Raw genomic sequence first — 26,502 nt, 5'->3', positions numbered from 1 at the left:
CGTCCGGGCCGAACAGGCGAGCCGCGGCCCGGGCTCCCCCGTCGTAGGTGAAGTCGGCCTCGACGACGACCCCGGGGTCGTGTCCGGCCGCCCCGAGGGCATCCCGCCAGGCGGCTCCGCGGCGCTGTGAGTGCACGAAGCGACCAGGTCCGGCGACGTGCGCGAACCGTCGGTGCCCGAGCGACACGAGGTGCTCGACGAGCTCGCCGATGCCGGCCGAGTCGTCCTGCCGCACGGCCGGCAGGGGGAAGTCGCCGGCGGGGGTGACCCCGGCCGCGGGCAGGTCGAGCTCGCGGACCAGGTCGACGCGCGGGTCGTCCACCGTCAGCTCGTTCAGGACGACGCCGTCGACCCGGCGCCCGGCCGCGAGCCGCCGGTAACGGTCGAGCGGCTCGTCCGCCGCCGACCCCATCTGCAGGATGAGCGCGTACCCGCGCGGGTCGAGCACCGATTCGAGCCCGCCGATGAAGCTGCCGAAGAACGGGTCGGACTCGAGCACGAACGGGTCGCGGTGCACGACGAGCCCGACGGTGAAGGCCCGCTTGGCACTGAGGCTGCGCCCCCGGACGCTGGGCACGAAGCCGAGGTCGTCGGCGGCCCGGCGGATGCGCGCGCGGGTCTGCTCCGAGACGCCGGGGCGACCGTTGAGGGCGCTGCTGACCGAGCTGATCGCGACGCCGGCCCGGGCCGCGACCTCGACGATGGTGACCCGCTCTGCCACGCCGCGCCTCCTCGTCCTCGCCTGGGCCGATGCCCTGTGCGCCCGCCGCGCCCCCCCGATGCTCCTGCCCCGCCGCGGCCGCCACCCTCGCGTGGGCCGCCCGGCCCTAGGGTCGGGGCATGCTCATCGTCTCGCTCGTCGCGGCCTCGCTCGCCGCCCTGCTGCACGTCTACATCTTCGTGATGGAGTCCTTCCTCTGGACCACGCCGCGGGTCCGCGCCACCTTCGGCATCATCGACGACGCGCAGGCCGAGCACACGAAGCCGCTCGCCTACAACCAGGGCTTCTACAACCTGTTCCTCGCGATCGTCACGATCGTGGGCGTCGTCCTCGTCCTCGGAGGGGCAGGAGGCGCGGGCAGCGCCTACGAGGCATCAGCCGCGGGCACCGCCCTGCTGGTCGCGGGCACGGGGTCGATGCTCGCCGCCGCGCTCGTGCTGCTCTTCTCCGACCGGACCAAGGCCCGGGCCGCGATCACGCAAGGAGCCCTCCCGCTCGTCGCCCTCGTCACGCTGCTCATCTCGTCGTACTGACCTGCCCGTCCGCCCCCGTCGGCCGCACTACCCTGGGCGGGTGACCGACGTGACCGACGCCACCCGCGCCTCCTCCGCTCCCGCCGCCCCGACGACGCACTGGACGCTGACGCTCGTCTGCCAGGACCGGCCCGGCATCGTCCACGCGATCAGCGGCGCCGTGGTGCAGGCCGGCGGCAACATCACCGAGTCGGCGCAGTTCTCGAGCCACGACACGGGCACGTTCTTCATGCGGCTGCAGGTCGAGGCCCCCGGCGAGCGCGACGCGTTCGAGGCCGCGCTGGCTCCCGTGCTCGCGCACTTCGACGTACAGGCGAAGCTCGACGTCGTCGGTCGCCCGACCCGCACGCTCGTGCTCGCGAGCAAGGCGGCGCACTGCGTCAACGACCTGCTGTTCCGGCAGCGCGCCGGGCAGCTGCCGATCGAGGTGCCGCTGATCCTGGCGAACCACGACGACCTGTCGGGGCTGGCCGAGTTCTACGGCAAGCGGTTCGAGCACCACCCCGTCACCGACCCCGAGTCGAAGGCGGCGTTCGAGGCCCGCGTGCTGCAGGTCGTCGACCGGTACGACATCGAGCTGGTCGTGCTCGCCCGGTACATGCAGATCCTCAGCCCCGAACTCTGTGCGGCGCTCGAGGGGCGGGCGATCAACATCCACCACTCGTTCCTGCCCGGGTTCAAAGGGGCGAACCCGTACCGCCAGGCGCACGCCCGCGGCGTGAAGCTGATCGGCGCGACGGCGCACTTCGTCACGAGCGACCTCGACGAGGGGCCGATCATCGAGCAGAACGTCGTCCGCGTCGACCACACCCGCAGCGCCCCCGAACTGATGGCGATCGGCCAGGACGAAGAGAGCCGCACCCTGACCCAGGCCGTCCGCTGGTTCGCCGAGGACCGCGTGCTGCTCGACGGCGCCCGCACCATCGTCTTCCGCTAGCCCGGCGCGGGCACACCGGCCGTACGCTGGACGCGTGACTCCGACCGACCCCGCACCCTCCCCCGCCCCGGCCCGCGGCGGCCCGGTCGACGCCCTCGACGTGGTGCGGTTCGTCACGCTGATCCTCGCCTTCCTGAGCCTCGGCTTCTGGGGCTACCTCGCCTGGCCGTTCCCGTTCCCGTCGCTGGCGTTCATGATCGGGGCGCCCCTGTTCGCCATCGTCGTGTGGGGCCTCTTCCGCTCACCGCGCGCACCGATCGCGACCGACGCCGTCGGCAAGGCCCTGGTCGAGATCGCGATCATGGGTGCCGTGGTCGCGGCCTGGGCGATGCTCGGCTACCCGGTCGTCGCCGTGGCGTTCGCCGTCCTGGCCGGCGTCACGGGCGTCCTGGTCTTCCGTCGTGAGGACCGCCGGGGGGCCCGCCGATGACCACCACGCTGTTCACGAACGCCCGCAAGGTCGACGCCGACGGCGAGGTCGACGGCTTCTGGATGCTCGTCGACGGCGACGTCGTCGTCGCCACCGGGGCCACGGTGCCGGGGTCGCGCGCGGCGGCCGAGGTGGCGGGCGGGGTCGACGCGACCCGCGCCTCCTCGGCGCCGTCGGGTGCACCCGACGACCCGACCGCAGGAGGCGCGGTGCCGCCCCCGGCGGACGTCACGGTCGACCTCGCGGGTGCCACGCTCACCCCGGGGCTGATCGACCTGCACACGCACGGCGGCGGCGGGCACGCCTTCGACGGCGGGCCGGACGACCTCGACGCCGGTCTCGCCCTGCACCGCCGGCACGGCACGACCCGCTCGTTGATCAGCCTCGTCGCGAACCCGGTGCCCGTGCTGTCCCGGTCGCTCGGGCTGGTGGGCGACCTCATGCGGCGCGACCCGCTCGTGCTCGGGGCACATCTCGAAGGGCCGTTCCTGGCTCCCGACCGGCGGGGAGCCCACCCCCCCCACTTCCTGCCCGAACCCCACGCCGCCCCCGTCGAGAGCCCGCCCGAGGCCGGCGGCCGCATCGTGCGGCAGGTCACCCCCGCCCCCCAGCGGCCCGGCGGGCCCGTCGCGATCGGCCGCCTCGTCAGCTCGGGCGTGGTCGCCGCCGTCGGGCACACCGAGGCCGACTTCGACCTGGCGCGCGCGGCGTTCGACCGGGGCGCGAGCCTCGTGACCCACGCGTTCAACGCCATGGCCGGCATCCACCCCCGCGACCCGGGGCCGCTCGTCGCCGCGGTCGGCGCCGAGCGCGTGACGATCGAGCTGATCCTCGACGGGGTGCACGTGCACCCGGCCGTGGCCGACCTCGTGCTGCGGTCCGCTCCGCGGCGGGTCGCGCTGATCACCGACGCCAGGGCCGCCGCCGGCGCCGCCGCCGGCGCCCACCGCATCGGCGAACTCGCCGTGACGGTCGAGCCCGGCGTCGCCACGCGCACCGGCACGTCGACGATCGCGGGCTCGACCCTGGCGCAGGACGCCGCCCTGCGCATCGCGGTGCTGCAGACCGGGCTCTCGGCCGTCGACGCCGTCGCGGCGCTGACGCTCGTCCCGGCCGGCGTGCTCGGCCTCGACGCCGGAGGCCGACGGGCGGGCGCGCGCGCAGCGCAGGTCGGCGAGGCCAGGCCGCCGCTCGGCCGGCTGGCCCCCGGGCACGCCGCCGACGCCGTGGCCTGGTGCGACGACTGGACGGTCGCCCGGGTCTGGGCCGCCGGCCGCGAACTGCCTGCCGGCTGATCTCCGGCACCGCCCCTCACGCCACCGCGCCGTGGGCCGTGGGCCTCGTCGAGCCGAGCGCCCTAGCCCTTCAGGTCGGGGAAGTCCGCGTCGCGCCACTCGGCCGCAGCCCGCTCGCCCGACCGAGCCAGCGCCTCCTCGCGGTCTCGCAGCTCGACGCGGCGGATCTTGCCCGAGATCGTCTTCGGCAGCTCGGCGAACTCGACCCGCCGCACCCGCTCGTAGGCGGGCAGCGACACCCGGGCGTGCGCCAGGACGGCCCGGGCGGTCTCGGCGTCGGGTGCCCACCCCTCGGCCAGGGTCACGTACGCCTTGACGATGTTCAGCCGGGTGTCGTCGGGCGCCGGCACGACCGCGGACTCGGCGACGGCCGGGTGCTCGATCAGCATGCTCTCGACCTCGAACGGCGAGACCTTGTAGTCCGACGCCTTGAAGACGTCGTCGGTGCGGCCGACGAACGTGATCATGCCCTCGGAGTCGCGCACGGCCACGTCTCCGGTGTGGAACAACCCGTCGCGCATCGACGACTCGGTGCGGGCGGCGTCGCCGAGGTAGCCGGTCATCAGGTTGACGGGTCGCGTGGTGAGGTCGAGGCAGACCTCGCCCTCGTCACCGACGACGCCCGTGACGGGGTCGACCAGCACGACCTCGACGCCGGGCAGGGCGCGCCCCATCGAGCCGGCCTTGATCGAGCCGCCGGGCGCGTTCGCGACGATGGCGGTCGTCTCGGTCTGCCCGTACCCGTCGCGGATGTCGAGACCCCAGCCCTGCTGCACCCGCCCGATCACCTCGGGATTGAGCGGCTCGCCGGCCGAGAGCGCCTCGCGGAGGGCGCTCGGTCGCGAGCCCAGCGACGACTGGATCAGCATGCGCCACACGGTCGGCGGCGCACAGAACGAGGTCACCCGGGCGCGCTCGAGCTGGTCCCGGAGCTCGGCCGGCCGGAAGCGCCCGTAGTTGTAGACGAACACGGTGGCCTCGGCGGTCCACGGCGCGAAGAAGCAGCTCCAGGCGTGCTTGCCCCAGCCCGGCGACGCGATCGTCATGTGCCCGTCGCCCGGCTGCACGCCGAGCCAGTAGGTCGTGGGCAGGTGCCCGACCGGGTACGAGGCGGGCGAGTGCACGACCATCTTCGGCTTGCTCGTCGTGCCCGACGTGAAGTAGACGAGGCAGGCGTCCTCGGTCGCGGTCGCGACGTCGGGACGGGTCCAGGAGGCGCGGTGCGAATCCCCGAAGGACGTCCAGCCCGCGGGGGCCTCGTCGCCCTCGGGGCCGACGGCGATCCGCGTGACGGCCTCGACCCCCTCCCCCCCGGCGAACGCGGGGGCGTCGGACGCGTTGGCGATCACGTGCCGGACGAGCCCGCGGTCGATGCGGTCCGCCCGGGCGGCGCTGCCGAGCACGGTCGACGTCGGCAGGATGACCGCGCCCATCTTCATCACGGCGAGCATGGCCTCCCACAGCTCGACCTGGTTGCCGAGCATCAGCATGACGTGGTCGCCCGTCGCGACGCCGAGGCCGTGCAGCCAGGCGGCGACCTGGTCGCTGCGGCGGCGCATGGCGTCGAACGACACCCTCTGCTCGGAGCCGTCCTCCTCGACGATCCACAACGCTGTGCGGTCGTTGTCGCGGGCGACCACGTCGAACCAGTCGGTCGCCCAGTTGAAGCGGTCGCCGACGTCCGGCCAGCGGAACTCGTCGCTCGCCCGGTCCAGGTCGTGCCCGAGCCCCAGCAGGTGGTCGCGGGCAGCGCGGTAGGCGGCGGTGGCCGGGGCCTCGGCGGATGCAGCGGGCGTGTCGGCGGGTGCGGGTGCGTCGGACACCCCGCCCTCATGCACCCCCCCCCATGCCGGGCCCGGCATGCGGGAGGGCCGCTCGCCTAGGGTCGTGACATGACGAACGACGCGACCCGCGCCTCCTCATCCGCAGCCACGTCCGCACGCTCGCGGCCCGCCCTCGAGATCGCGGTGACGAGCGCCGCCGGAGCCGTCACGGCCCGGGACGGCGGAGCCGACCGCGTCGAACTGTGCAGCGCCCTCGAGCTCGGGGGCGTCACCCCGTCGCAGGGGCTGGTCGAGGCGACCGTCGCCACGGGCGTGCCCGTGCACGCGCTGGTGCGGTGCCGGCCCGGCGGCTTCGTGTACGACGCGGACGAGCTCGACGTGATGGTGCGCGAGATCCGGGCGCTCGTGCGGTCGGGCGTGGCCGGCGTCGTCGTGGGTGCGCTGCGCGAGGACGGCTCGCTCGACGTCGACGCCCTCCGCTGGTTCGTCGAGGCCGCGCTCGACGCCGCCGCACATCAGCCGCGCACGACACCCCAGGAACTCGCCGAGACCCCAGCTCGCGCCCCGGGGTCTCGGCGGGTTCCTGGGGTCTCACCGCTTGAGCCGCACCCGCTGGAGATCACCGTGCACCGGGCCGTGGACCGCGCGGCGGACCCGGTCGCGGCGGTGGCGGCCCTCGTGGGGCTGGGCGTCACGCGCGTGGTGACGTCGGGCGGGGCGTCCCGGGTCGGGGCGGGTCTGGCGTCGGGGGTGCTGCCGCGCATGGTCGAGGTCGCCGGCGACGTGCAGGTGATGGCCGGGGGCGGGGTGCAGCTCGGCGACGTCCCGGCACTCGTGGCCGCGGGGGTCGACGCCGTGCACCTGTCGGCGAAGCGGGCACAGGCCGTGCGCGCCTCCTCGTCCCGGTCGGGGACGACCGTGTCGCTCGGCACCGAGGCGTCCACCGACTCGTGGTTCGAGACCGACCCCGAGCTGGTCCGCTCCGCCCGTCACGCCCTCGACCAGGCCTGAGGCCGCGGCCGACCGCGACACCGCCGCGCACCGGCGACGCGACCCGTCCCGGTGTCCCGACCCGCGCCTCCCGACCCGCGCCTCCTGCCCGCCCCGGCCGACCTCGACGACCGCCGCCGGTCGCGGGGGTGCACAGTGGAGCGATGACATCGACGTCCCTCCTCGTGATCGGCGGCACCGGGCAGATCAGCGCCTCGGTCGTGCGACAGGCCCTGCGCGACGGCCTGGCCGTGACCGTGCTGAACCGCGGCAGCACCACGATCCGCCCCGTGCCCGCGGGTGTCGAGCAGCTCGTCGCCGACGTCCGGGACGAGGAGGCGCTGGTCGGCGCCCTGAACGGACGTCGCTTCGACTCGGTGGCCGACTTCCTGACCTTCACGCCCGACCAGCTCGCGTCGATGCTGCGGGTCGTGGCGCCGCTCACCGATCAGTACGTGTTCATCGGCTCGGCCTCGGCGTACCAGAAGCCCCCGGTGTCGTTGCCGATCACCGAGGCGACGCCGCTGTTCAACCCGTGGTGGTCGTACTCGCGCGACAAGATCGCCTGCGAACGCCTGCTGCGCGACGAGCACCTCGCCGGGCGGGTGCAGGCGACGGTCGTGCGCCCCTCGCACACCTACGACGAGACGGCCGTGCCGTTGCTCGGCGGCTGGACCACGATCGAGCGCATGCGACGTGGCGACCCGGTCGTGCTGCACGGCGACGGCACCTCGCTCTGGGCGCTGACCCACTCGGCCGACTTCGCCCGCGCCTTCGTCGGGTTGCTCGGGCACCCCGGAGCCCTGGGCGAGGCCTTCCACATCATGTCGCCCGAGCTGCTCACCTGGAACATGATCGCCCGCGACCTCGCCGACGCCGCGGGGGCGTCGCTGCACGTCGTCCACCGCACGACGCAGGTGCTGACCGACGAGGTGCCCGAGTGGACGGCCGACCTGTGCGGCGACCGCAGCCACCCGGCCGTGTTCGACACGTCGAAGATCCGCGCGCTGGTGCCCGGTTGGGAGGCGCGGGTCCCCTTCGCCGAGGGAGCCCGCCAGATCATCGCGTGGCACGACGCCGACGCCTCACGCCGCACGGTCGAGCCCTGGGTCGACGACGCCTACGAGCGGCTCGTCGCGCTGTAGCCCGGGCCTGCGGGAGCTCCGGGGCGAGGTCGCACCCCTCAAGGTCGAGGTCGCACCACCGTCGCGCCGTCGAACCACCCACGAGCGTGGTTCGACGACACATGCATGGTGCGACCTCAGCCGGTGGTGCGACGCAGCGCGGGCGCGGCGGTCGGGGCGCCCGCCGCGGCAGCCGCCTCCGAGCCGGCCTGCACCGCAGGCACCGCGACCGGCAGCGTCAGCCGGAACACCCCCCCGGGCCGGCCGGACCCGGACGCCCCGCCGACCAGGGCGCCGCCGCGGGCGCGCGCGAGACCGCGGGCGATGGGCAGACCCAGACCCGCGCCCCCGCCCCCGGACCGCCGGGCCTGGTCGAGCCGCCCCAGCCGGTCGAACACCCGCTCGCGGTCGGCGTCGGGCACGCCCGGGCCGTCGTCGGGCACGAACCCGGCGACCTCGGCGGCCCGGGAGGCGTCGAGCCAGAGCGTCACCTGCCCCGTGCCCCCCGTCGCCCGGGCCGCGTTGTCGACCAGGTTGCCGACGATCTGCGAGACCCGTCCCGCGTCGGCGGCGACCACGACCGGCCCGTCGGGCAGCACGACGCGCAGGTCGAGCGACGGCCGTCGCAGCCGCTGGCGTTCGACGTCGGCGAGCAACGACGCCCCGAGGTCGACGGGGGCGACGTCGAGCGAGATGCCCTGGTCGACGCGGGCCATCAACAGCATGTCGTCGATCAACCGGGAGGCGCGCTCGGCCTCGCGCACCACGTGCGTCGCCAGCCGCTCGCGTTCGTCGGTCGTGCCGGGCGACCGCACGAGGGTGTCGGCCGCGGCGCGCATGCCGGCGACGGGGGTGCGCAGTTCGTGGGCGGCGTCCGACACGAACGCCCGCACCCGTGTCTCGGCGTCGAGGGCCGTCCGCCCGGCCCCCTCGACGCCGTCGAGCATCTCGTCGAAGGCGACGGCGACCCGACCGATCTCGGTGTCGCGTCGGGCCGGCCGCAGGCGTCGACCGCGGTCGCCGTGGGCGATCGACCGGGCGACGCTCGTCATCCGGTCGAGCGGTCGCAGGGTCGCCCGCACCACGAGGGCGAGGCCGATCGCCGCGATCAGCAGGAAGGCCGCGGAGGCGCCGATCATCACCCAGCGCAGCTGCACCAGGGTCTCGCCCACCGACCGCGAGTCCGTGGTCAGCGTGATGGTGGACCCGTCGCTGAGCTGCGAGACGAGCGTGGTCACCTCGTCGTCGCCGCGCACCTCGGACGACGTGACCGTGACCGCGTCGGACGAGGAGGCGCTGCCCGTGTCCCCGGCGTCGGTGCCGGAGTCGGTGCCGGTCGCCCCCGTGCCCGAGCCGGTCGCGCCGGTGCCGGGGCCGTCCTGGGCGTCGGTGCCCGCGCCTCCTCGTCCCTCGTCGAGGCCCGAGGCGGGGCCGCCGCGTCCGGGACCGTCGCCGAGAGAGGGCGGACCGTCGCGCAACTGGTCGGGGCTCGGGCCGGCGACGATGGCGTCGCCGTTCGCGTCGCGGATGACGACCGAGAGCCCCTGGGCCGAGAGGCGGTCGGCGCGCTCGACGCCGTCGACCGTGCCGTCCAGGGCGGCGGCGGCCGCGGCGCGGTCGGACAGCCGGTCGACGACCTGGGCGCGGAGCCGCTGGCCCAGGGTGAGCTCGACGGTCACGGCGAGCGCCGCCAGCAGGACGGCCAGCAGCAGCAGCACGGCGACGACCGTGCGGACGCGCAACGAGCCGGTGCGCAGCCCGGGGGCGGTGGTGTCGGGGGCCGGCACCGCGCCTCCTCGGGGGTGGTGTCCCGTCGAGAGCGCGGCGGGGCGGCGGCGCGTCACGCGCTCATCCGGTAGCCGAGGCCGCGGGCGGGGGGGGTCCGGCGGGGGCCGCGGGTCTCCATCTGGCGGCGGGGGGCGCTGAGGTGCACCGCGACGAGGTTCGGGTCGTAGTCGTCGTAGCCCCAGACCTGGGTGAGGATCTGCGTCTTCGAGACGGTGCGTCCGCGACTCTCGGCGAGGAAGCCGAGCAGGCGGAACTCGGTCGCGGTGAGGTCGAGCGGTTCGCCGCCGCGCGTGATGCGGGCCGCCTCGGGGTCGACCACGAGGTCGCCGATCTCGATCACCGAGGGGATGCGACCGCGGCGGCGCAGGACGGCCGTGACCCGCGCGATCAGCTCGGCCACGGCGAACGGCTTGACCACGTAGTCGTCGACGCCCTCGGAGAAGCCGCGCAGCCGGTCGTCGACCTCGTCGCGGGCGGTCAGCATGACGACGGCGGCGTCGGACGAGGTGCGGATGGTGCTCGCCAGGCGGATGCCGCTCGCCCCGGGCAGCATCCAGTCGAGCACGACGAGGTCGGGCACGAACGCCGTCAGCTGTTCGGGCAGGTCGGAGCCGTCGGCCAGACCGTGCACGGCGAAGCCCTCGGCGCCGAGCGCGGTCACGACGGCGGTGCGGATGGTCTCGTCGTCGTCGATCACGAGGACGCGGGCGGGGCTGAGCATCCTCCGAACGGTAGGTGCCCTCGGTGGGCGGAAGCTATGGACGGGCTGGAGGCGCGGTGTGGGTCGGGTCGCCGGAGACGTCGAGGTCGGGGTCGAGGTGGGCGAGGACGAACGGATCGACGCAGCCCCGGGCGAAGCCACGGATGCGTCGGTCGATGTCGCGCTGCAGGAGGACCGCGCCGATGCGCTCGGCCACCGGCGCCAGCCACTTCGGCTTGCACGAGAAGTTGTAGCGCCACACGGCCTCGGTCGAGGTCGGGTCACCGTCGACCTCGCGGAATCGCCAACCGCCGCCGAGGCGCTCGAAGAACCACGACCCCTTCGTCATCTTCATGCCGACGTTCGAGGGCGGGTTGTACGAGACGTACTCGCTCTCCATCCGGAATCCGAAACGCTGCACGGTGAAGGTCCGGACCCCCTTGGCGGCCCGTGTCGCTCCACCGACGAGGTACTGCCGACGGATGAAGGGGTCCCACCGCTTGCGCGCCTCCCCCTGGGTCTGGGACACCGCGAAGGCGACGCGCACGTCGACGGGGACGACACACCGGGACTCGACGACAGGCATGGGTTCATCGTCGCACCTCCGGCGGACGGGCGACGGCTCGCGGAGCGTCGGTCGCCGGAAGTGCGTCAGCGTTCGTCGGGGTCGTGGAGTCCGGGACCGGCACGACCGCCCGCCGCGGCGTGGAAGGATCGGGACAGACCTGTCGACCCCGAACCCCGAACCCCGAAACCCGAGGAGCACCGTGCTCGCACGCGACGTGACCGAGAAGAGATTCACTCCGACCCGCTTTCGCGACGGCTATGCCATGGACGACGTGGACGCGTTCCTCGAGCGCGTCCACGCGGCCCTCACGGCATACGAAGGAGGGACGGCCTTCGGCGTGCTGTCGGCGACGGACGTCGTGAACGCGCGATTCCACCCGACGAAGTTCCGGGAGGGGTACAGCCAGGACGAGGTCGACGATTTCCTGGACCAGGTCGTCGCCGAGTTGAGGCGCCGCGAGTCGGCCGGGGGCCGCTGAGCGCGTCCGGCTTCCGCGTCAGCCGCGCTGTCGCGCTGTCGCGCCGTCGCGTCAGCCGCGGGCGTGCCGCACGTACGCGACGATCGCGTTGGCGTGACCGTGGCCCAGGCCGTGCTCGGACTTCAGCCACGACACCACCTCCATGTGCGCGTGCTCGTCGTCGTCGAGGCGTTCGGTGGTCAGGTCGAGCCACTCCTGGATCGGCCGGCCGTAGGTGCGCTCGATGCTCGGGAAGTACGACGCCGGGCCCGTGACCTTCTGGCCCTCAGCCGGCGGCTCGGGTGCCAGGACTCGTCGATCGGACATGCGCCGACGGTAGCAGCCGGGCCCCACGCGACTTAAGCCCCGCTTCAGATTCGGTTCCGAGAGTGGGGTGTGCCGGCGGGAACGCCCCGACCGCCAGCCGCCCAGCGGCTCGCCCGGCACCCGACATCTGGAGACACCATGGCGAAGGACATCACCCCCGACGGCCGCGACGACCGTCGCGACGAGAACACCCCCTCGCAGGACGACGCGTGGTCCGAACGGCTGCGCCGCGAGGACGAGGACCAGGACGCCCGCGCCACCACCGAGCTGCCCACCGCGGCGCCCGGGCAGCCCACGGCCCCGACCACGCCGATCGTGGCCGACGACCAGCGCACCCGCGAACTGCCCGCGGACGGAAGCGCGTTCCGGACCGCGTCGGCGGCGGAGACCGCCGGGACGACGAGCAGCCGCCGCCCCACCAAGCGCCTGCTCGTGGGCATCGGCATCGCAGCCGCCGGCCTCGCCCTGGTCGGCACCAGCACCGCCGTCGCCGTGTCGAACGCCGGGAGCTCGACCAGCGCCTCGTCGACCGCGACGCCGGGCCAGGACGACGCGGCGAGCCAGGGCGACGGCTCACGACAGGAGCCCGGCGGACGAGGCTCGGACGACGGCGCCACCGGTGCACCCACGGACGCGCCGACCCCGCCGGCCGCGGGCGACGACTCGGACGGGAGCACGCCTGCCGAGGGCACCGGCCCCGACGGGAAGGCGCTGCCGACGCCGGGCACCGGTCCCGACGGCGACGCACTGCCGACCCCCGGCGACGGCTCCGGCGGCAAGGCGCTGCCGGACGCGCCTGAGGGGGGCCCGGCCGCAGGCGGACCGAAGCCCGGCCCGGCCGCAGGTGGGCCGAAGGGCGGACCCGGCCACGACCCCCGGCACGAGGACGCGGCTGCACCCGACGATGCGAAGGGTGACGACGCGACGAAGCCGATGCCGACGCCGCCCGCCGATGCCCCGACTCCGAGCGACTCTCCCGACGCGGAGTCCGGCACGGGGAGCTGACCCCCCGACGGGCCGGCTCGTCGACCTGCTCGGCTGACCGGTCGGCCGGGCACGGGCACGGGGAGGGGCAGCGGCCGGGGCAGGGGCCGAGTCGGGGTCGGTCCGGGCTCGAACCCGGGGTCGAACGGCGCGGGTTTAACCTCGATGCATGAGCAGCAGTACCTGGTCGAGACCTCGACGAGTCCTCACGGTCGCGGCCGCTCTCGTCGCCGCCCTCGTCGCCGGCGTGGTGGTGGTCCGCACGGGCCTGACCCTCGTCGACGTGTGGGTGCCCTCCGGCCCACAGGCCGAGTGGTCGTACCTGTTCGTCGCACTGCACGGGCTCTCGGTGTGGTTCGGGTGTTCGGCCCTCGTGGTCGTGGCGGCCGTCAGAAGCAGGTGACGATGCCGCCCTCGACCACGGGCGGCACACCGCGGCGGACGGCCGAGCCCCGCACCGTGGCGATCTCGTTCCACTTGTCGATCGTGGTGCAGGGGTGCGAGACGCCGAGCCGCACCAGATCGCCGACCTGCAGCCCCGACGACGGCTCGAGCCGCAAGAAGGCGTGCTGGTCGTTGAGCGCCGACACGTGCGACCCGTCGAGCACCCCCGGGAGGCGCCGGTCGGCCGCCTGCGGACGCCACGCCTCGAGCGGCATCGGGAACCCCTCGTCGTCCGACGTGTCACGCCGCCCGACGTTGAGCAGAGCCAACCCCGGCTCGGGACGGGACACCACGGACGCCCACAACTCGAGGGCCGGCAGGAACGACGGCTCGGTCGACGCCTCGCCAGCGGGCCCGGTTCGGGGCGAGACGGTGGGCTCGGCCGACGGCCCCGCGGGCCGCTCGGCCCCGAACCCCTCGGCCGCTCCGTCGAACCCGGTCAGTTCGCCGTCGGTCGGACCGCCCATCTCGCGATCGGCCTGCGACCCCGCGGAACCGTCGCCGACGACCACCGTGACGTCCGAGTCGGCGCCACCCGCGCCTCCTGCGGTCGTGGGCCCGGTGTCACGGGCGAACGGCGTCAGCCGGCGGTAGAGGTCGTGGTCGTGGGCGACGTACGAACCCGACCGCAGCACGACGCGTGTGCGCGGCCCCTGCAGCCCCGACGGGTCGTGCCGGTCGCCGAGCACGGCGACGACCCGGTCGAAGTACACGCTGCCGCCGGCGGTGAGCACCACGTCGTGACCGGACGACAACCACGGGTCGAAGGCCGGGGCACCGATGCCGTCGAGCACCTCGAGGAGTCCTCGCAGGTAGTCGTCGACCACGGCGATGCCGGCCGTGTCGACGTCGTGCGTGAGGGCGCCCTCGTAACCGGCCACCCCGGCCAGCACGAGGTGCGACGCGGTGGAGACGGCTTCGGCGATGAGCAGGGCCTCGCGCACCGATCGGGCACCCGTCCGACCGAGCGGGGACCCGAACTCGACCAGCACGGCGAGCGGACGCTCGGCCTCGGCCCGCGCCAGGGCGGCGTCGACGAGCCGTACGGTCTCGACCGAGTCGACCCACATGAGCACGTCCGTGCCGGGTGCGGCGAGCGCCGCCAGGGTCGCGGGCGCGAACGCGGTGCCGGCGAGGACGACGGTCGACACCCCGGCCTCGCGGGCGACGGCGACCTGGAACGCCGTCGCGAGCGTGATGCCCCACGCCCCGGCGTCGAGCTGCCGCCGCCAGATCTCGGGAGCCATGGTCGTCTTGCCGTGCGGCGCCAGGTCGACCCCGGCCGCGCGGCGCCAGGCCGCCATGGTGCCGACGTTGTGGGCGAGGGCGTCGAGGTCGATCGTGAGCAGCGGGGTCGCGAGGTCGATCAGCGGGACGGGCCGGGGTCCGCGGCCGAAACCGACCTTGGTGATCGACGTGACGGCGGGGGCGGACGGGGTCGAGGGTGACGTGGTCATGGTGCCTTCCGACGGGGCGGGTGGGGTGGTGCTGCGGTCAGGCCGTGTGTCGGTGCCTGACGGTAGTTTTGCAGTCACCCCCGACACTCGACACATCACGTCGGGTCCACAGACCATCGATCAGAGAAGAGCAGACCTGTGAGCGAGAAGACCGAAGTCCGCACCGGCGGCGCCCCCACCCCCATCTCGACCTTCTCGCAGGGCGTGCTGAAGAACGGCTTCCTCAGCGTGTCGGGCCAGGGGCCCCAAGACCCCGCCACGAGCGAGTACCTGCACCCCGGCGACCTGACGTCGCAGACCGTCCGGACGCTCGACAACGTCAAGGCGATCGTCGAGGGCGCCGGCGGCACGTTCGACGACGTCGTCTCGCTGCGCGTCTTCCTGACCACACGCGACGACTTCGCCGAGATGAACGCCGCGTACGAGACCTACCTGCTGCAGAACGTCCCGAGCGGCGTGTTCCCCACCCGCACGACGGTCTTCGTCGAGCTGCCGAACGAGGCCATGCTCGTCGAGATCGACGCGCTCGCCGTCCTCTCCTGACGTCACGGCAGGAGGCGCGGGTCAGCCGGCCGCGCGGGTCAGCCGGCCGCGCGGGTCAGCCGGCCGCGCGGGTCAGCCGGCCGCGCCCGTCACGACCACGGTCTTCCGTGACCACGTCGCGTCGGTCAGCTGGGCGAGCATGAAGCGCGCCACGTCGGCCCGGGTCACGTGGATGCCCGCCCCCGGGGGCAGCCGCTCCCCCGTGGCGAGCGCCCCGGTCGCCGGATCGTCGGTGAGGCGCGTCGGGTAGACGAGCGTCCAGTCGAGGCCGCTCTCGCGCACCTCGGCGTCGGCGACCTCCTTGGCGGCGTAAACCTTGCCGAGCACGGTGTGGAAGAACATCTTCTGCAAGGTGTTCGCGTCGGACTGGCTGTCGCCGACGCCGAAGGCCGAACAGACGACGAGGCGGTCGACCGCCGCTCACGCCTCGCCGGCAGCCGGGCACGGCCGACCCCGACCGCGACCGGGTGCCGCAGGCTCCGCGAGCCGATCGCGTTGAGCACGGCGTCGTGGCCGGCGCCCGCGGCGCGGACGTCCTCGGCCGAGGTCGCGTCCCCGGTGAGCACCCGGACCCCGTCGGTCACGTCGAGGGTGGACGCGTCCCGGACGAGCACCGTCACCTCGTGCCCCGCCGACAGGGCGACCCGCAGCACGTGGGAGCCCGTGCCCCCGGTCGCTCCCAGCACCAGAATCCTCATCGCGCCTCCTGTCGTTCAGGAAAGCGAACACCGCCAGGCCAAGAGCGGGCCGAGAGCAGGCCGAGAGCTCCACCGCCGAATCCGTACCCGCGCCGAACCCGACCTCCAGGCACCCCGGATGCGTGCCGAACCCGACCTCCAGGCACCCCGGATGCGCGCCGAACCCGACCTCCAGGCACCCCGGATGCGCGCCGAACCCGACCTCCAGGCACCCCGGCTGCGGGCACATCCCGCCCCCTGCGGGCCGGCACGCCGCTCAGCTCCCCCCCGAGGCGGCGTGGCGCCCGGCGGTTGGCGCGAATTGCACGGAGGGGCGGGGGCAGGGTCAGCGGAGGCGGCGGCCGGCGGCCCAGAGGCCGACCAGCCCCGAGGGGCCGAGGCGCGGCGTCGCGTAGGTGGCCCGGTCGGCGTAGGCCCCGGGATCGACCAGCTGCAGGTCGGCGACGGCCCCGGGGGCGATGCCGAGCGCGCCTCCTGCCCCGCCGACGCGCGCACCGCCGCCACCGCGACCGCCCAGCCCGAACCGCGAGGAGGCGCGGGTCGACAGCCGCGCGATCGCCTCGCCCCGGGACAGCACGGCCCGCGGCCCCGACCCGGTGTACTCGTCGAGCACGCGCGAGAACGTGCCGTACAGGCGCGGGTGCACGGTGCCGGTCTCGCGCGGCAGACCGTCCGAGCCGACCAGGGTGTGCGGCCAGGCCAGGGCCGTCCGCATGCCCTCGAGATCGGTGTGGAACACGATGACGGTCAGGGCGCCGCGCTCGGCGAGGACGAGGTCGGCGAGCACCTCGCGCGGGTCGGCCCCGACCGACGCGGCGATGTCGGACAGCGGCCGCCCCTCGAAGCCCGCGTGCTCGGCTCGCGTGAACCCCGCCAGCGAGATCCGCGCGGGACCGATCGCGGCGTACTGGTTCTCGAGCGTCGATCCGGCCCAGGGCCCGAGCAGCCCGTCGAGCACCTGCCGCCGCGAGCGCGTGCCGGGCCGGAGCGCCTCGAGTAGACTCTCGACCCCGCGGTCGGCCGTGGCCGGAGGGAACAGCGACGCGACCGTCGTGCTGCCCGCGTCGTAGGGGTAGACGTCCGCGCTGACGTCGACCCCGGAGTCCCGCAGGGCGTCGAGGTGCTCGACGATCGCGGGCATGCCGCCGACGTTCCGCGGTCCGGTCACCTTGAGGTGGCTGACGTGCACGGCGGCTCCGGTCTCGCGTCCGAGCGAGGCCAGCTCGTCGATCGAGTCGCGGAGCCCGTCGGCCTCGTTGCGGACGTGCGCGACCAACAGCGCGCCCCGGATGGCGCACTCCCGGGCCAGCGCCACGAGCTCGGTCCGGTCGGCGGCGTCGCCGGGTGCGTACATGAGGCCGAGCGAGACGCCGGGGGCCCCGGCGTCGAGCGCCTCACCCACCGACGCCGCGATGAGCGACCGCTCGGCGGCGTCGGCCGGGCGTCGCTCGAAGCCGAGCACGCCCGCCCGCAGCGGTGCGTGCGGCACGAGGGTCGCGGCGTGCAGGCCGAACCGCCCGGCGGCGTCGCCCTCGGCCAGCGTCCGCACGTAGTCGGCGAACGTCCCCCATCGCCGTGCCGGGAACCCGCCCAGCACCGGCCGCGAGTAGTCCTCGAGCGAACGGTCGTCGGGGTCGGACGGCGACGGCGCGACGCCCTGACCGCAGTTGCCCACGATCGTGGTCGTCACGCCCTGCCCGGTCTTGGGCGCGACGCCGCCCGGGCGGAACAGGGCCGCGTCGTCGTGCGCGTGCACGTCGACGACCCCCGGCAGCACGTCGAGCCCGCTCGCGTCGACCACCTCGACGCCATCCGGCACCCCGGACGAGGAGGCGCGGTGCCCGTCGCCGACGGACGCCGCCGCCCCGGCCCGCTCGCCCAGACGGCCCGTGCCGCCCGTGTCCGTGACCGACGCCGCCGCCCCGACCCCGACCGCGGTGACCACGCCGGCGCGCACGAGGACGCCCGCAACGCGACCCGCGCCTCCGGACCCGTCCCAGACCGTCCCGCCCGCGAGCACCAGCACCGTCACGAGAGCACCGCCGTCATCGGGAGGGGGACCGAGCTACTCGAAGCGCTGCCACACGGGTTTGTTCGCGTACGTGTAGCGGTAGTAGTCCGCCAGCTGCAGGTCGGCCGCGGCGGCCTCGTCGACGACGATCGTCGCGCGCCGGGGGAGCTGCAACGCGCTGCCCGGGCACATCGCGCTGAGCGGCCCCTCGACCATGCCCGCGACGGCCGACGCCTTCGCCGAGCCCTGGGCCACGAGCACGACCTCGTGCGCGTCGAGGATCGTGCCGAGCCCCTGGGTCAGGCAGTGCGTGGGCACCTGCGACGGATCGTCGAAGAAGCGCGCGTTGTCGGCCCGGGTCTGCGGCGCCAGCGTCTTGATGCGGGTTCGCGAGGCGAACGACGAGGTGGGCTCGTTGAAGCCGATGTGCCCGTTCGCGCCGATGCCGAGGATCTGGATGTCGATGCCGCCCGCGTCGGCGATGGCCCGCTCGTAGTCGACGACGGCCGCCTCGATGTCGCTCGCTCGACCGTCGGGGACGCGCACCTTCGACGCGTCCATGCCCAGCGGCACGACGACGTCGCGCTCGATGACCGACGCGTAGCTCTCGGGGTGCTCGAGCGGGATGCCGACGTACTCGTCGAGCGCGAACCCGGAGGCGCGGCCGAAGTCCAGCTCGCCCGCCGCGACCCGGGCCGCGAGCGACGCGTAGATGCCGGTCGGCGACGACCCGGTCGCGAGGCCCAGCACGGCCTCGGGGTCGCGCTGCACGACCGACGCGATCTTGAGGGCGGCCACGCGGCCGACCTCGTCGGCGTCGCGGACGATGATGATCTCCATGGGGCTCCTTGCTGCCGTGGCCTCAGCTGATGTTCGCCACGACCGACGCGATGTACGCCTCGCGTTCCTCCCGCGAGGCCGGCCGTCCGGGCACGCCCGGACGCTGCTGCCACGGTAGCGGCCCCGACTCGTGCCGGTACTCGACGCCGATCGCGTCGAGGCGTCCGAGGTGCACGGCGAGGCGTGTGGAGAAGTCGTCGAAGTCGCGCGGCTCGGTCGTCCACAGCGCCTCGGCGACGGCGCACAACCGCGGGAAGGCGAAGAAGTCGACGGTGCGGGGCGAGTCCATGTGCTCGGTCCAGATGTTGGCCTGACCGCCGAGCACGTGGCGGGCCTCGGCCTCGTCGAGGACGGCCGGCACCGGTTCGAACGCGTACACGTCGGCGAGGGTCAGCGGGATCGACACGGGGATCGGCTCGTCCGGGCCCTCGGACTGCCGGTAGTCGAGGTAGACCTGGTCGTCCGGGCAGGCGACGACGTCGTACCCGCGTCGCGCGGCCGTGACGGCTCCGGTCATGCCCCGCCAGGACGCGACCGTCGCGCCGGGCGACATCGTCGCGTTGCCCTCGAGGATCTCGTCCCAGCCGAAGGTGCGTCGCCCGGCCGCCGTGAGGTGCGCGTCGAGCCGGCCGATGAACCACGCCTGCAACTCCTCTTCGTCGGCGAGGCCGCGTTCGCGCATCAGCTCTCGTGTGCGCGGGTCGGCCTGCCACTGGGCCTTGGGGCACTCGTCGCCGCCGATGCCGATCCACGTGCCCGGGAAGAGCTCCATCACCTCGTCGAGCACGTCGGTGTAGAAGCCGACCGTCGACTGCTCCGTGTTGAGGACGTCCTCGAAGATGCCCCACTCGGTGCCGACGGCGATCTGTCGCGGCTCCGCCACGGGCGTGCCGCCGACCTCGACGGCGCCGACGCCCAGGTGCGGGTACGCCGTGATCGCCGCCATCGAGTGGCCCGGCACGTCGACCTCGGGCACGACCGTGATGTGGCGGGCGGCGGCGTAGGCGACGACCTCGCGGATGTCGTCCTGCGTGTAGAAGCCGCCGTGCGGTCGGCCGTCCTGGGTCGCGTCCGGCCCGGCCCCCACCTGCGACGACTCCCGCCAGGCACCGACCGAGGTGAGGCGCGGGTACTTCGTGATCTCGATGCGCCAGCCCTGGTCCTCGGTGAGGTGCCAGTGCAGCGTGTTCAGCCGGTGCAGCGCCATCAGGTCGACGAACCGCAGGACGTCGTGCTTCGGCAGGAAGTGCCGGGCGACGTCGAGGTGCGTCCCCCGCCACCCGAAGCGCGGACGGTCCTCGACGTCGACGGCGGGCACGACCCAGTCGACCCCGGGCACGAGGGCCGACCGGTAGACGGCCGCGGGCAGCAGCTGGCGCAGCACCTGCGCCCCGTGGAACGCGCCGGCCGCGTCGCCACCGGTGATGCGCACCCCGGCGGGTCGCGCCTCCAGCCGGTAGGCCTCGGCCCCGAGCGAGGCGTCGAGGTCGAACGAGATGCCGGTCCCGTCGGCGCTGCCCTCTCGCAGCGGCAACCCGGTGGCCGGACGCAGCGCCTGCTGCAGCCAGGCGACGACGCCCGCCAGCTCGTCGGGCGCCGAGACGCGCGTCGCCGAGTCGAGCCGGAACGCCCCGGAGGCGCGGGTCAGCCTCGCCGGGCGGGGCACGATCGCGACCGGGGCGGTCTCGGGCGTCACGGTGCCGGCCCGCGCGGTGGGCGGGGGGGTCGAGGGGGCGTTCGTCACGGGGTCAGCCCTTCACGGCGCCGGGGGACATGCCGGTCACCAGGTTGCGTTGGATGATCATGAAGAAGACGACGACCGGCAACGAGAACAGCACCGAGGCCGCCATCTGCCCGCCGAAGTCGGTGCCGCTGGTCGGCGTGCTGAACGAGGCCAGCCAGACCGGCAGCGTGTACATCGACTGGTCCTTCATGAACGTGTAGGCCACGAGGTAGTCGTTCCACGCCGCGATGAAGGCGAAGATGCTGGTCGCGATCATGCCGGGCAGCACGAGCGGGAACATGATGCGCGTCAGCACCTGCCAGGTGCTCGCGCCGTCGAGCTGCGCGGCCTCTTCGACCTCGACCGGGATCGCCAGGAAGAACCCGCGCATCACCCAGATCGAGAACGGCAGCGTCGACGCGACGTACGCCAGGATGAGCCCGCCGTAGGTGCCGAGCAGCCCGAGGCTGTTGAAGATCAGGAACTGCGGGATCAACAGGGCCGTCGCCGGCAGCATCTGCACGATCAGGATGAACACCATGATCGTGCGCCGTCCGCGGAACCGGAACCGCGACAGGGCGGCCGAGGCGAACAGGCCGAGCACGATCGAGAAGACGACGGCCCCGACCACGACGATCACGCTGTTGCGCAGGTTCGTGAAGAAGTCGGACTGCGTGACCGCGACGACGAAGTTGTCGAGGGTCGGGTTCTGCGGCCAGAACAGCGGGGTCGCCGTCATCACCTCCGGGCGCGGCTTGAACGCCGTGTTCACCATCCAGTAGACGGGGAACAGCCAGACGAGGCTGAAGACGATCGCGATCGCGTTGCTGACCCAGCGGGGCTTCCGGCGGCGACGGGTCGGGCGGGCGGCGGACGGGCGGCCGGTGCCGTGGCCCGAGCGCGCCTCCTCGGTCCTCTCGTCGCGTGCGACGGTCTCGGTCGTCGTGGTGCCGACGCCGGCGGGTGCGGTCGTGGTCACAGGTCTTCTCCGGATCGGACGAGGTTGCGGACGTAGAACGCGGTCAGGACGACCAGCAGCAGGGTGGTGACCACCGAGATGGCGGCGCCCTGCCCGATGTCGAAGCCGACGAACGCGGTGACGTAGGTGAAGACGCCGAGGGTCGAGGTGGCGTCGTCGGGGCCGCCGGCCGAGACGAGCCAGATCTGGTTGAAGACGTTGAAGTCCCAGATGATCGACAGGATCGTGATCAGCAGCAGCGTCGGCTTGAGGAAGACCAGGGTGACGGTGCGGTAGACCCGCCACTCGCTCGCGCCGTCGAGTCGCGCGGCCTCTTTGTACTCGAGCGGGATCTGCGTCTCGGCGGCGTACATGGTCAGCGCGATGAACGGCACGGCCTGCCACACGATCAGCAGCCAGATGCTCGTGTAGGCGAGCGCGGCGTCGTTCGACCAGTCGACGTTGGTCATGTCACCCACCAGGCCGGTCTGGGTGAGCAGCCAGTTCACGACGCCGTAGCCGGGCTGGAACAGCCACTTCCAGACGATCGACGACGCCACGTTCGGCATCGCCCACGCGAGGATCAGCACGACCGTCACCGTGTAGCGCATCGGCGTGCCGAGCCGGGTCAGCAGGTGCGAGACGCCCGTGCCGATCAGGACGCTGCCGCCGACCATCGCGGCCGTGAAGACCAGGGTGCGGACGAGCGCCCACCAGAAGTCGCCGTCGGCCAGCAGGGTCGCGTACTGCTGCACGCCGACCGAGTCGTAGGCGCCGGTGAAGAGCGAGCGCTGGTCGTAGTCGGTGAACGAGGTGAAGACCAGGAAGACGATGGGCGCGACGGTCACGGCGAGCAGCACGATGCCCGCGGGCGAGAGCAGCCAGAGCGGGGCGAGCTGGCGCTTCTTCCCCGGGCGCACCGGAGCCTTCCGCTCGTTCTTCGGGCGCCGGCCGCCCTTCTGGTCGGGCGCCGCGCCGGGCGGGGTCTCGGTGAGACCGGGGGCGATCGAGAGGGCCACGGTTCCTCTTTCGGGTCGAGTCCAGGAGGTGCGGGTCGAGGATGCGGGAGCGTCGCGCGATCAGATGGTGGCGCGACGCCCCCGGAGGCAGCAGGTGCTGCCGGTGGCTCGGTGCTAGTCGTTCAGCGCCTCGTCGGTGGCCTCGTCGAAGGACTTCGCGGCCGCCTCGGGCGACTTCGAGCCCGAGACCACCGAGGAGAAGAGCTGGTTGATGCTCTTGTCGCCCTCGAGGGCCGCCCAGTTCGCGCTGGCCGGCGTGGCCTTCGAGTTGAGCGCGGCGTCGAAGAAGCCCTTCTGGATCGGCGTCACCACGCTGCCGGCCGCCTCGATGCCCTCTTCGCTGTTGGGGATCCACCCGTCGTTGCCGACGACCCACTCGTTCTGGATGTCGGGACTCGTGGCGATCTTCGTCCACTGCAGCGCCAGGTCGGAGTTCTGGCTCTTCGCCGCGATGCCCCAGTCCGAGCCACCCAGCATGACCGGCTGCGTCTCGCCCGACTTGCCCGGCATCGGGAAGGTGCCGAAGTCGTCGTCGGTCAGGGCCGGGTTGGCCTTCTGGATCAGGTCGATCGAGCCGTTGGTGTGCAGGATCGTCGCGGTCTTGCCGTCGGCGAAGACCTGCGTCTGGTCGGGGGCGTCGGTGTCGAGGGTCTGCGAGGCGGGGGTCGAGTAGGCGTTCTGGAACTCGGTGAAGTCGGCCAGACCCTGCTGCGCCTCGTCGCTCTCGAGGCCGGCCGTCCAGGTGCCGTCCTTCGACGTGGCGATCTCGCCGCCGGCGTCCCAGACGAACTGCATGCCCGCGTACCAGTACTGGCCGGGCAGGTAGAAGGCCGAGAAGTCGGACTCCGTGTTGGCGGCCTTCACCTTGTCGAGGTCGGCCGTGAGCTCGTCGTAGGTGGTGGGTGCCTCCGTGACGCCGGCCTCGGCCCACATCGTCTTGTTGTAGATGACGGCGCGGGCACCGGCGAAGCCGGGCACGGCGTAGAGCGAGTCGTCGACGGTCGCGGGCTCCTCGAGACCGGTCAACCAGGTCTGCCCCTGCTTCAGGTCGTCGCGGTACGGCGTCAGGTCGAGGAGCGCGCCGTTGGCGGCGTAGCTGGCGGCCTGCGGGTTGCCGAGGTCGAGCACGTCGGGCGGCGTGCTGGTGGCGAGCGCCGTGCTGATCTTCGTGGTGATGCCGTCCCACTGCTGGATCTGGACGTCGACGTCGGCACCCGTCTGCTCGGTGAACTCGGCGTTGATGGCATCGATGGTCTCGGGCGTGTAGTCGCCCGTCATCACCCAGACCGTCAGGGTCTTGCCGTCACCCTTGGTGGTGGGCACGGCCTGGGGCTCGTCGGACGAGCTGCCGCCCGTGCCCGAGCTCGAGCAGGCGGTCAGGGCGAGTGCCGCGGCCAGGCCCAGGGCCCCGACCGCCGTGTAGCGTTGGATTCGCAATTTCATCTCCTCGTTCTCGAAGCGGGGATGCCGCATCGCTGTGGTCCCGGCCCGCGCTCGCACAAGCGTCGGGTCGGGAATGCGGCACGGGCCGAGGCCCTCGCCGCCTCCGGGGGTGGGCCCCCGAGGTCTGTGGTGGGGCGTTCGCCCCGGGCCGCCGACGAGCCGCTCGCCGGGGTCACGTCAGCCCCAGTTCGGCCTGCAGCACGAACGACGCCGCACCCCGCAGGGCGAGGTCGGTCCCGCTGCCCGCGATGCTCATGGTCAGGCCGTTGCTCACGGCCGACAGCGTGCGCTGCCGCACGGTGTCGCGGGCGGCCCGCAGCAGGGCGCCCTCGACCAGGTCGGCGGGGCCCGACAGCACGACCTCGTCGATGTTGAGCGCACTGATGATGGGGGCGAGCACGAGGCCGAGCGCGCGGCCGGCGTCGTGCAGCACCGCCCCCCGCGACCCCTCGTCGTGCTGCAGGAGGCGCGCCCTCAGCTGCGGGGCGGCCAGCACCTCCTCGAGACAGCCGCGTCGACCGCACGCGCAGACGTCGCCGTTCTCGTCGACCGTCACGTGGCCGATCTCACCGGCCGAGAACTGGTCGCCCTCGACGAGAGAGCCGGCCACGACCAGCCCGACGCCGACACCGTGGTCGATCGTCACCACCATGAGGCTCTGCCCGGCCGGGGCTCGCCCGTTCCCGCCCTGCCCGGGCGCGCCCTGCCCGGCCGTGCCTTGCCCGCCCGCGCCCTGCCCGGCCGTCTCGCCGCAGGTGCGGATGCCCACGGCCGCGGCGTTGGAGTCGTTGCCGACGTGGACGGGCAGACCGGCGTGGTCGGAGAGCCGGGACCGCAGGGGCAGGTCGTACCAGCCGAGGTGGACGGCGGTCCGCACGACGCCGTCGTGGTCGACGATGCCGGGGGTCGCGACGCCGACACCGAGCAGCGGGCGGGTCGTGCGCGAGCCGAGGTCGTCGACGAGCCGTTCGACCAGGGACACGGCGGCCTCGCCGACGGCCCCCTCGAGCTCGACGCTGGCGCGCTTGACGACCCCGCCCCGCAGGTCGACGACGGCCCCGACGAAGCGATCGGCGCTCGACAGGTCGACCGTGACGATGTGGAAGGCGTCCGACTCGATGCCGACGAGCGTCGCCGGTTTGCCGACCCGGGCGTCGTCGCGGACGCCGAGCTCGCGGGCGATGCCGTCGTCGATCAGTTCGGCGACGAGCGCGGAGACGGTGGGGCGCGTCAGGCCCGAGCGACGAGCCAGGTCGGCCCGGCTCATGGAGCCGTCGCGGTAGAGCGCCTCGAGGACGAGCGAGCGGCTGTGCGCGCGGACGGGGGGTTGCTGCTGCCGGGGGATCGTCGTGATGGTCACGGGCGCGTCCTCTCGTCTCGGCATCGTCGCCGCCCTCGGACCCGTCAGCAGGGCCCGTCGGCAGCGGCGCCGGGGGGCGGCGCCGTGGGGGCGTGCCGTTAGTAAATGGGCCTTACAAACATGTGTCAAGGTGCGTGGCGGCGAGTTTACGCACACGAAACACCGGCGGTCAACACCCGAAACATCGTGATCCTGACGCGGCGACCCCCTTGTCCGGACCTGGTTCGTAAGCTTTACTAACAAACATGTCCACGCTCGCCACCGTGATCGTCTCCGCGCCTCCCGGTGCTCTCGGCGGTGCGCTGGCGAGTCCCTCCGCAGTCGGGTCGACGGGGCGGCCGTGAGGGTCGGCCTCGACATCGGCGGCACCAAGATCGACGCGGTCGTCGTCGACGGGTCCGGCGCCCCCGTCCACCGGCTCCGCCTGCCCACGGGGTTCGGCCCCGACGCCGTGTTGGCCAACGCAGCCACGGCGGTCACGTCGTTGGCGGATCGCGTCGGGGTCGCCGTCGGGGCCTTCGAATCGGTCGGCGTCGGCATCCCCGGCCTGGTCGACGGCAGCACCGGTCGCGTGCGGCACGCGGTGAACATCGGCTTCGACGACGTCGCGGTGGGCTCCACGTTGAGCCCCCGGCTCGGGGTGCCGGTCCGGGTCGAGAACGACGTCAACGCGGCCGCTCTGGGCGCGTACCTCGCCATGTCGCTGTCGGGGTCGGTCGGCTACCTCAACCTCGGCACCGGCCTCGCCGCGGGCCTCGTCGTGGACGGCGAACTCTGGCGCGGCTCGCGAGGCGTCTCGGGCGAGATCGGTCACGTCCCCGTCGACCCCGGGGGCGAGCTGTGCCCGTGCGGGCAGCGTGGGTGCCTCGAGACCGTCGCGGCCGGTGCCGCGGTGTCACGTCACTGGCCGACCGAGGGGGCGTACCCGGCCGTCGCGCTGTTCGCGGCGGCCGACGCCGGCGACCCCGAGGCCGTCCGCGTGCGTGCCGACCTCGCGGCGGGGGTGGCGGCCGCGGTGCGCCTCCTCGTCCTGACGACCGACGTGGACGCCGTCGGGATCGGGGGCGGGCTCAGCACCCGCGGTCGCCCCCTGCTCGACGACGTCGCCGGGGTGCTCGACCGCTGGGCGGCGGGGTCGCCGTTCCTCGCCTCGCTCGAACTCTCGTCGCGCATCGAGCTGCTGCCGCCGGGGTTCCCCGTGGCGGCCGTGGGCGCGGCCACGGTCGGAGCCCGCGGGACGGCCACGGCGACCGCAGCCGCCGTCTGACACCTGACCCGACCCGCACCTCCCGCACCCGCGTACCGAACCCGACCCGCGCCTCCCGCACCCGCGGTCCGAACCCGACCCGTGTGCGGCGCACCGCGCAC

The 26,502-nt window shown here is 73.8% G+C and carries 24 protein-coding genes and 4 pseudogenes; 12 read left to right on the top strand and 16 right to left on the bottom strand.

Going from position 1 to position 26,502, the window contains the following annotated elements:
- The coding region (locus AEQ27_RS14430; protein ID WP_054147295.1) for a LacI family DNA-binding transcriptional regulator at window positions 1-721 on the bottom strand (721 nt) is incomplete at its 3' end.
- A gap of 119 nt (window positions 722-840) precedes the next feature.
- Here AEQ27_RS14430 and AEQ27_RS14425 point away from each other — a divergent pair.
- From AEQ27_RS14425 to AEQ27_RS14410, 4 genes are read left to right on the top strand one after another with little or no spacing between them, the layout of a single operon-like run.
- On the top strand, window positions 841-1,254 hold the full coding sequence (locus AEQ27_RS14425; RefSeq protein WP_054147294.1) for a DUF1304 domain-containing protein: 414 nt from the start codon (window positions 841-843) through the stop codon (window positions 1,252-1,254).
- 49 nt (window positions 1,255-1,303) lie between these two features.
- On the top strand, window positions 1,304-2,191 hold the full coding sequence (gene purU, locus AEQ27_RS14420) for a formyltetrahydrofolate deformylase (RefSeq protein ID WP_082383615.1): 888 nt from the start codon (window positions 1,304-1,306) through the stop codon (window positions 2,189-2,191).
- A gap of 34 nt (window positions 2,192-2,225) precedes the next feature.
- Window positions 2,226-2,621 (top strand): YrdB family protein, encoded by a 396-nt coding sequence (locus AEQ27_RS14415; RefSeq protein WP_082383612.1) that lies wholly within the window; start codon window positions 2,226-2,228, stop codon window positions 2,619-2,621.
- On the top strand, window positions 2,618-3,916 hold the full coding sequence (locus AEQ27_RS14410) for an N-acetylglucosamine-6-phosphate deacetylase (RefSeq protein ID WP_054147293.1): 1,299 nt from the start codon (window positions 2,618-2,620) through the stop codon (window positions 3,914-3,916). Before AEQ27_RS14415 ends, AEQ27_RS14410 begins: the two co-directional genes overlap by 4 nt.
- 62 nt (window positions 3,917-3,978) lie before the next feature.
- Here the strand turns inward: AEQ27_RS14410 and AEQ27_RS14405 are convergent, their stop codons facing one another.
- On the bottom strand, window positions 3,979-5,739 hold the full coding sequence (locus AEQ27_RS14405; RefSeq protein ID WP_235451106.1) for an AMP-binding protein: 1,761 nt from the start codon (window positions 5,737-5,739) through the stop codon (window positions 3,979-3,981).
- Window positions 5,740-5,808: 69 nt separating this feature from the next.
- On the opposite strand from AEQ27_RS14405, the gene AEQ27_RS14400 reads away from it, so the two are divergent.
- Both AEQ27_RS14400 and AEQ27_RS14395 read left to right on the top strand, forming a co-directional pair.
- A complete protein-coding gene (locus AEQ27_RS14400; RefSeq protein WP_054147292.1) occupies window positions 5,809-6,711 on the top strand; it encodes a copper homeostasis protein CutC in 903 nt (300 codons plus the stop codon).
- 143 nt (window positions 6,712-6,854) lie between these two features.
- Window positions 6,855-7,835 carry an NAD-dependent epimerase/dehydratase family protein gene (locus AEQ27_RS14395; protein ID WP_054147291.1) on the top strand — a complete coding sequence of 327 codons (981 nt, stop codon included), beginning with the start codon at window positions 6,855-6,857 and terminating at the stop codon, window positions 7,833-7,835.
- Window positions 7,836-7,951: 116 nt separating this feature from the next.
- Here AEQ27_RS14395 and AEQ27_RS14390 read toward each other — a convergent pair whose 3' ends face one another.
- The 3 genes from AEQ27_RS14390 to AEQ27_RS14380 are packed head-to-tail and all read right to left on the bottom strand — an operon-like array spanning window position 7,952 to window position 10,888.
- Entirely contained in the window at window positions 7,952-9,658 is a 1,707-nt protein-coding gene (locus AEQ27_RS14390; RefSeq protein ID WP_235451105.1) for a HAMP domain-containing sensor histidine kinase, read from the bottom strand.
- Complete coding sequence (locus AEQ27_RS14385; RefSeq protein ID WP_054147290.1) at window positions 9,655-10,323, bottom strand: response regulator transcription factor; 669 nt, start codon at window positions 10,321-10,323, stop codon at window positions 9,655-9,657. The genes AEQ27_RS14390 and AEQ27_RS14385 overlap by 4 nt, the downstream gene beginning before the upstream one ends.
- 34 nt (window positions 10,324-10,357) lie before the next feature.
- Entirely contained in the window at window positions 10,358-10,888 is a 531-nt protein-coding gene (locus AEQ27_RS14380; RefSeq protein ID WP_054147289.1) for an SRPBCC family protein, read from the bottom strand.
- Between AEQ27_RS14380 and AEQ27_RS18405 the strand changes: the two are divergent.
- Together AEQ27_RS18405 and AEQ27_RS18400 are read left to right on the top strand one after the other, a co-directional pair.
- Window positions 10,785-11,162, top strand: a pseudogene (locus AEQ27_RS18405) (DivIVA domain-containing protein); the annotation flags it as partial. The gene AEQ27_RS14380 and the pseudogene AEQ27_RS18405 sit on opposite strands and share 104 nt — an antisense overlap.
- Window positions 11,163-11,207: 45 nt before the next feature.
- A pseudogene (locus AEQ27_RS18400) lies at window positions 11,208-11,324 on the top strand (DivIVA domain-containing protein); the annotation flags it as partial.
- 75 nt (window positions 11,325-11,399) lie between these two features.
- Here the strand turns inward: AEQ27_RS18400 and AEQ27_RS14370 are convergent.
- Window positions 11,400-11,654 carry a DUF4287 domain-containing protein gene (locus AEQ27_RS14370; protein ID WP_054147287.1) on the bottom strand — a complete coding sequence of 85 codons (255 nt, stop codon included), beginning with the start codon at window positions 11,652-11,654 and terminating at the stop codon, window positions 11,400-11,402.
- A 138-nt stretch (window positions 11,655-11,792) separates the two neighbouring features.
- On the opposite strand from AEQ27_RS14370, the gene AEQ27_RS14365 reads away from it, so the two are divergent.
- Together AEQ27_RS14365 and AEQ27_RS14360 are read left to right on the top strand one after the other, a co-directional pair.
- Window positions 11,793-12,659, top strand: coding sequence for a hypothetical protein (locus AEQ27_RS14365; RefSeq protein WP_054147286.1), 867 nt, complete (start codon window positions 11,793-11,795; stop codon window positions 12,657-12,659).
- Between the two features lie 148 nt (window positions 12,660-12,807).
- Window positions 12,808-13,041, top strand: a complete 234-nt coding sequence (locus AEQ27_RS14360; RefSeq protein ID WP_054147285.1) for a hypothetical protein — start codon at window positions 12,808-12,810, stop codon at window positions 13,039-13,041.
- Here AEQ27_RS14360 and AEQ27_RS14355 read toward each other — a convergent pair.
- Entirely contained in the window at window positions 13,028-14,539 is a 1,512-nt protein-coding gene (locus tag AEQ27_RS14355) for an alanine racemase (RefSeq protein ID WP_054147284.1), read from the bottom strand. The genes AEQ27_RS14360 and AEQ27_RS14355 overlap by 14 nt on opposite strands.
- Before the next feature lie 138 nt (window positions 14,540-14,677).
- Here AEQ27_RS14355 and AEQ27_RS14350 point away from each other — a divergent pair, with 138 nt between their 5' ends.
- On the top strand, window positions 14,678-15,082 hold the full coding sequence (locus tag AEQ27_RS14350) for a RidA family protein (protein WP_043593406.1): 405 nt from the start codon (window positions 14,678-14,680) through the stop codon (window positions 15,080-15,082).
- 72 nt (window positions 15,083-15,154) lie between these two features.
- Here the strand turns inward: AEQ27_RS14350 and AEQ27_RS18575 are convergent.
- From AEQ27_RS18575 to AEQ27_RS14310, 9 genes and pseudogenes are all read right to left on the bottom strand, one after another.
- A pseudogene (locus AEQ27_RS18575) lies at window positions 15,155-15,487 on the bottom strand (NAD(P)-dependent oxidoreductase); the annotation flags it as partial.
- A 65-nt stretch (window positions 15,488-15,552) separates the two neighbouring features.
- Window positions 15,553-15,780 (bottom strand): annotated as a pseudogene (locus AEQ27_RS18810) (NAD(P)H-binding protein); the annotation flags it as partial.
- Window positions 15,781-16,105: 325 nt separating this feature from the next.
- On the bottom strand, window positions 16,106-17,812 hold the full coding sequence (locus AEQ27_RS14340) for an amidohydrolase family protein (RefSeq protein ID WP_054147282.1): 1,707 nt from the start codon (window positions 17,810-17,812) through the stop codon (window positions 16,106-16,108).
- Window positions 17,813-17,845: 33 nt separating this feature from the next.
- A complete protein-coding gene (gene nagB, locus AEQ27_RS14335; RefSeq protein ID WP_054147281.1) occupies window positions 17,846-18,631 on the bottom strand; it encodes a glucosamine-6-phosphate deaminase in 786 nt (261 codons plus the stop codon).
- A 22-nt stretch (window positions 18,632-18,653) separates the two neighbouring features.
- Window positions 18,654-20,375, bottom strand: coding sequence for a beta-N-acetylhexosaminidase (locus AEQ27_RS14330; protein WP_200908380.1), 1,722 nt, complete (start codon window positions 20,373-20,375; stop codon window positions 18,654-18,656).
- 4 nt (window positions 20,376-20,379) lie between these two features.
- Window positions 20,380-21,333: a carbohydrate ABC transporter permease gene (locus AEQ27_RS14325; protein WP_200908379.1), complete on the bottom strand. Its 954-nt coding sequence runs from the start codon at window positions 21,331-21,333 to the stop codon at window positions 20,380-20,382.
- Complete coding sequence (locus AEQ27_RS14320; protein ID WP_200908378.1) at window positions 21,330-22,331, bottom strand: carbohydrate ABC transporter permease; 1,002 nt, start codon at window positions 22,329-22,331, stop codon at window positions 21,330-21,332. The genes AEQ27_RS14325 and AEQ27_RS14320 overlap by 4 nt, the downstream gene beginning before the upstream one ends.
- Before the next feature lie 114 nt (window positions 22,332-22,445).
- Window positions 22,446-23,774 carry an extracellular solute-binding protein gene (locus AEQ27_RS14315; RefSeq protein WP_054147296.1) on the bottom strand — a complete coding sequence of 443 codons (1,329 nt, stop codon included), beginning with the start codon at window positions 23,772-23,774 and terminating at the stop codon, window positions 22,446-22,448.
- Window positions 23,775-23,946: 172 nt separating this feature from the next.
- Window positions 23,947-25,134 (bottom strand): ROK family transcriptional regulator, encoded by a 1,188-nt coding sequence (locus tag AEQ27_RS14310; RefSeq protein ID WP_054147280.1) that lies wholly within the window; start codon window positions 25,132-25,134, stop codon window positions 23,947-23,949.
- 340 nt (window positions 25,135-25,474) lie between these two features.
- On the opposite strand from AEQ27_RS14310, the gene AEQ27_RS14305 reads away from it, so the two are divergent.
- A complete protein-coding gene (locus AEQ27_RS14305; protein WP_054147279.1) occupies window positions 25,475-26,401 on the top strand; it encodes an ROK family protein in 927 nt (308 codons plus the stop codon).
- Window positions 26,402-26,502 lie beyond the last annotated feature (101 nt).

The sequence above is a fragment of the Frigoribacterium sp. RIT-PI-h genome (genome assembly GCF_001297205.1).
In the GTDB taxonomy this organism is placed as follows: domain Bacteria; phylum Actinomycetota; class Actinomycetes; order Actinomycetales; family Microbacteriaceae; genus Frigoribacterium.
The sequence above is the reverse complement of the archived record's forward strand: the minus strand, read 5'-3'. Positions and strand labels throughout refer to the sequence as shown.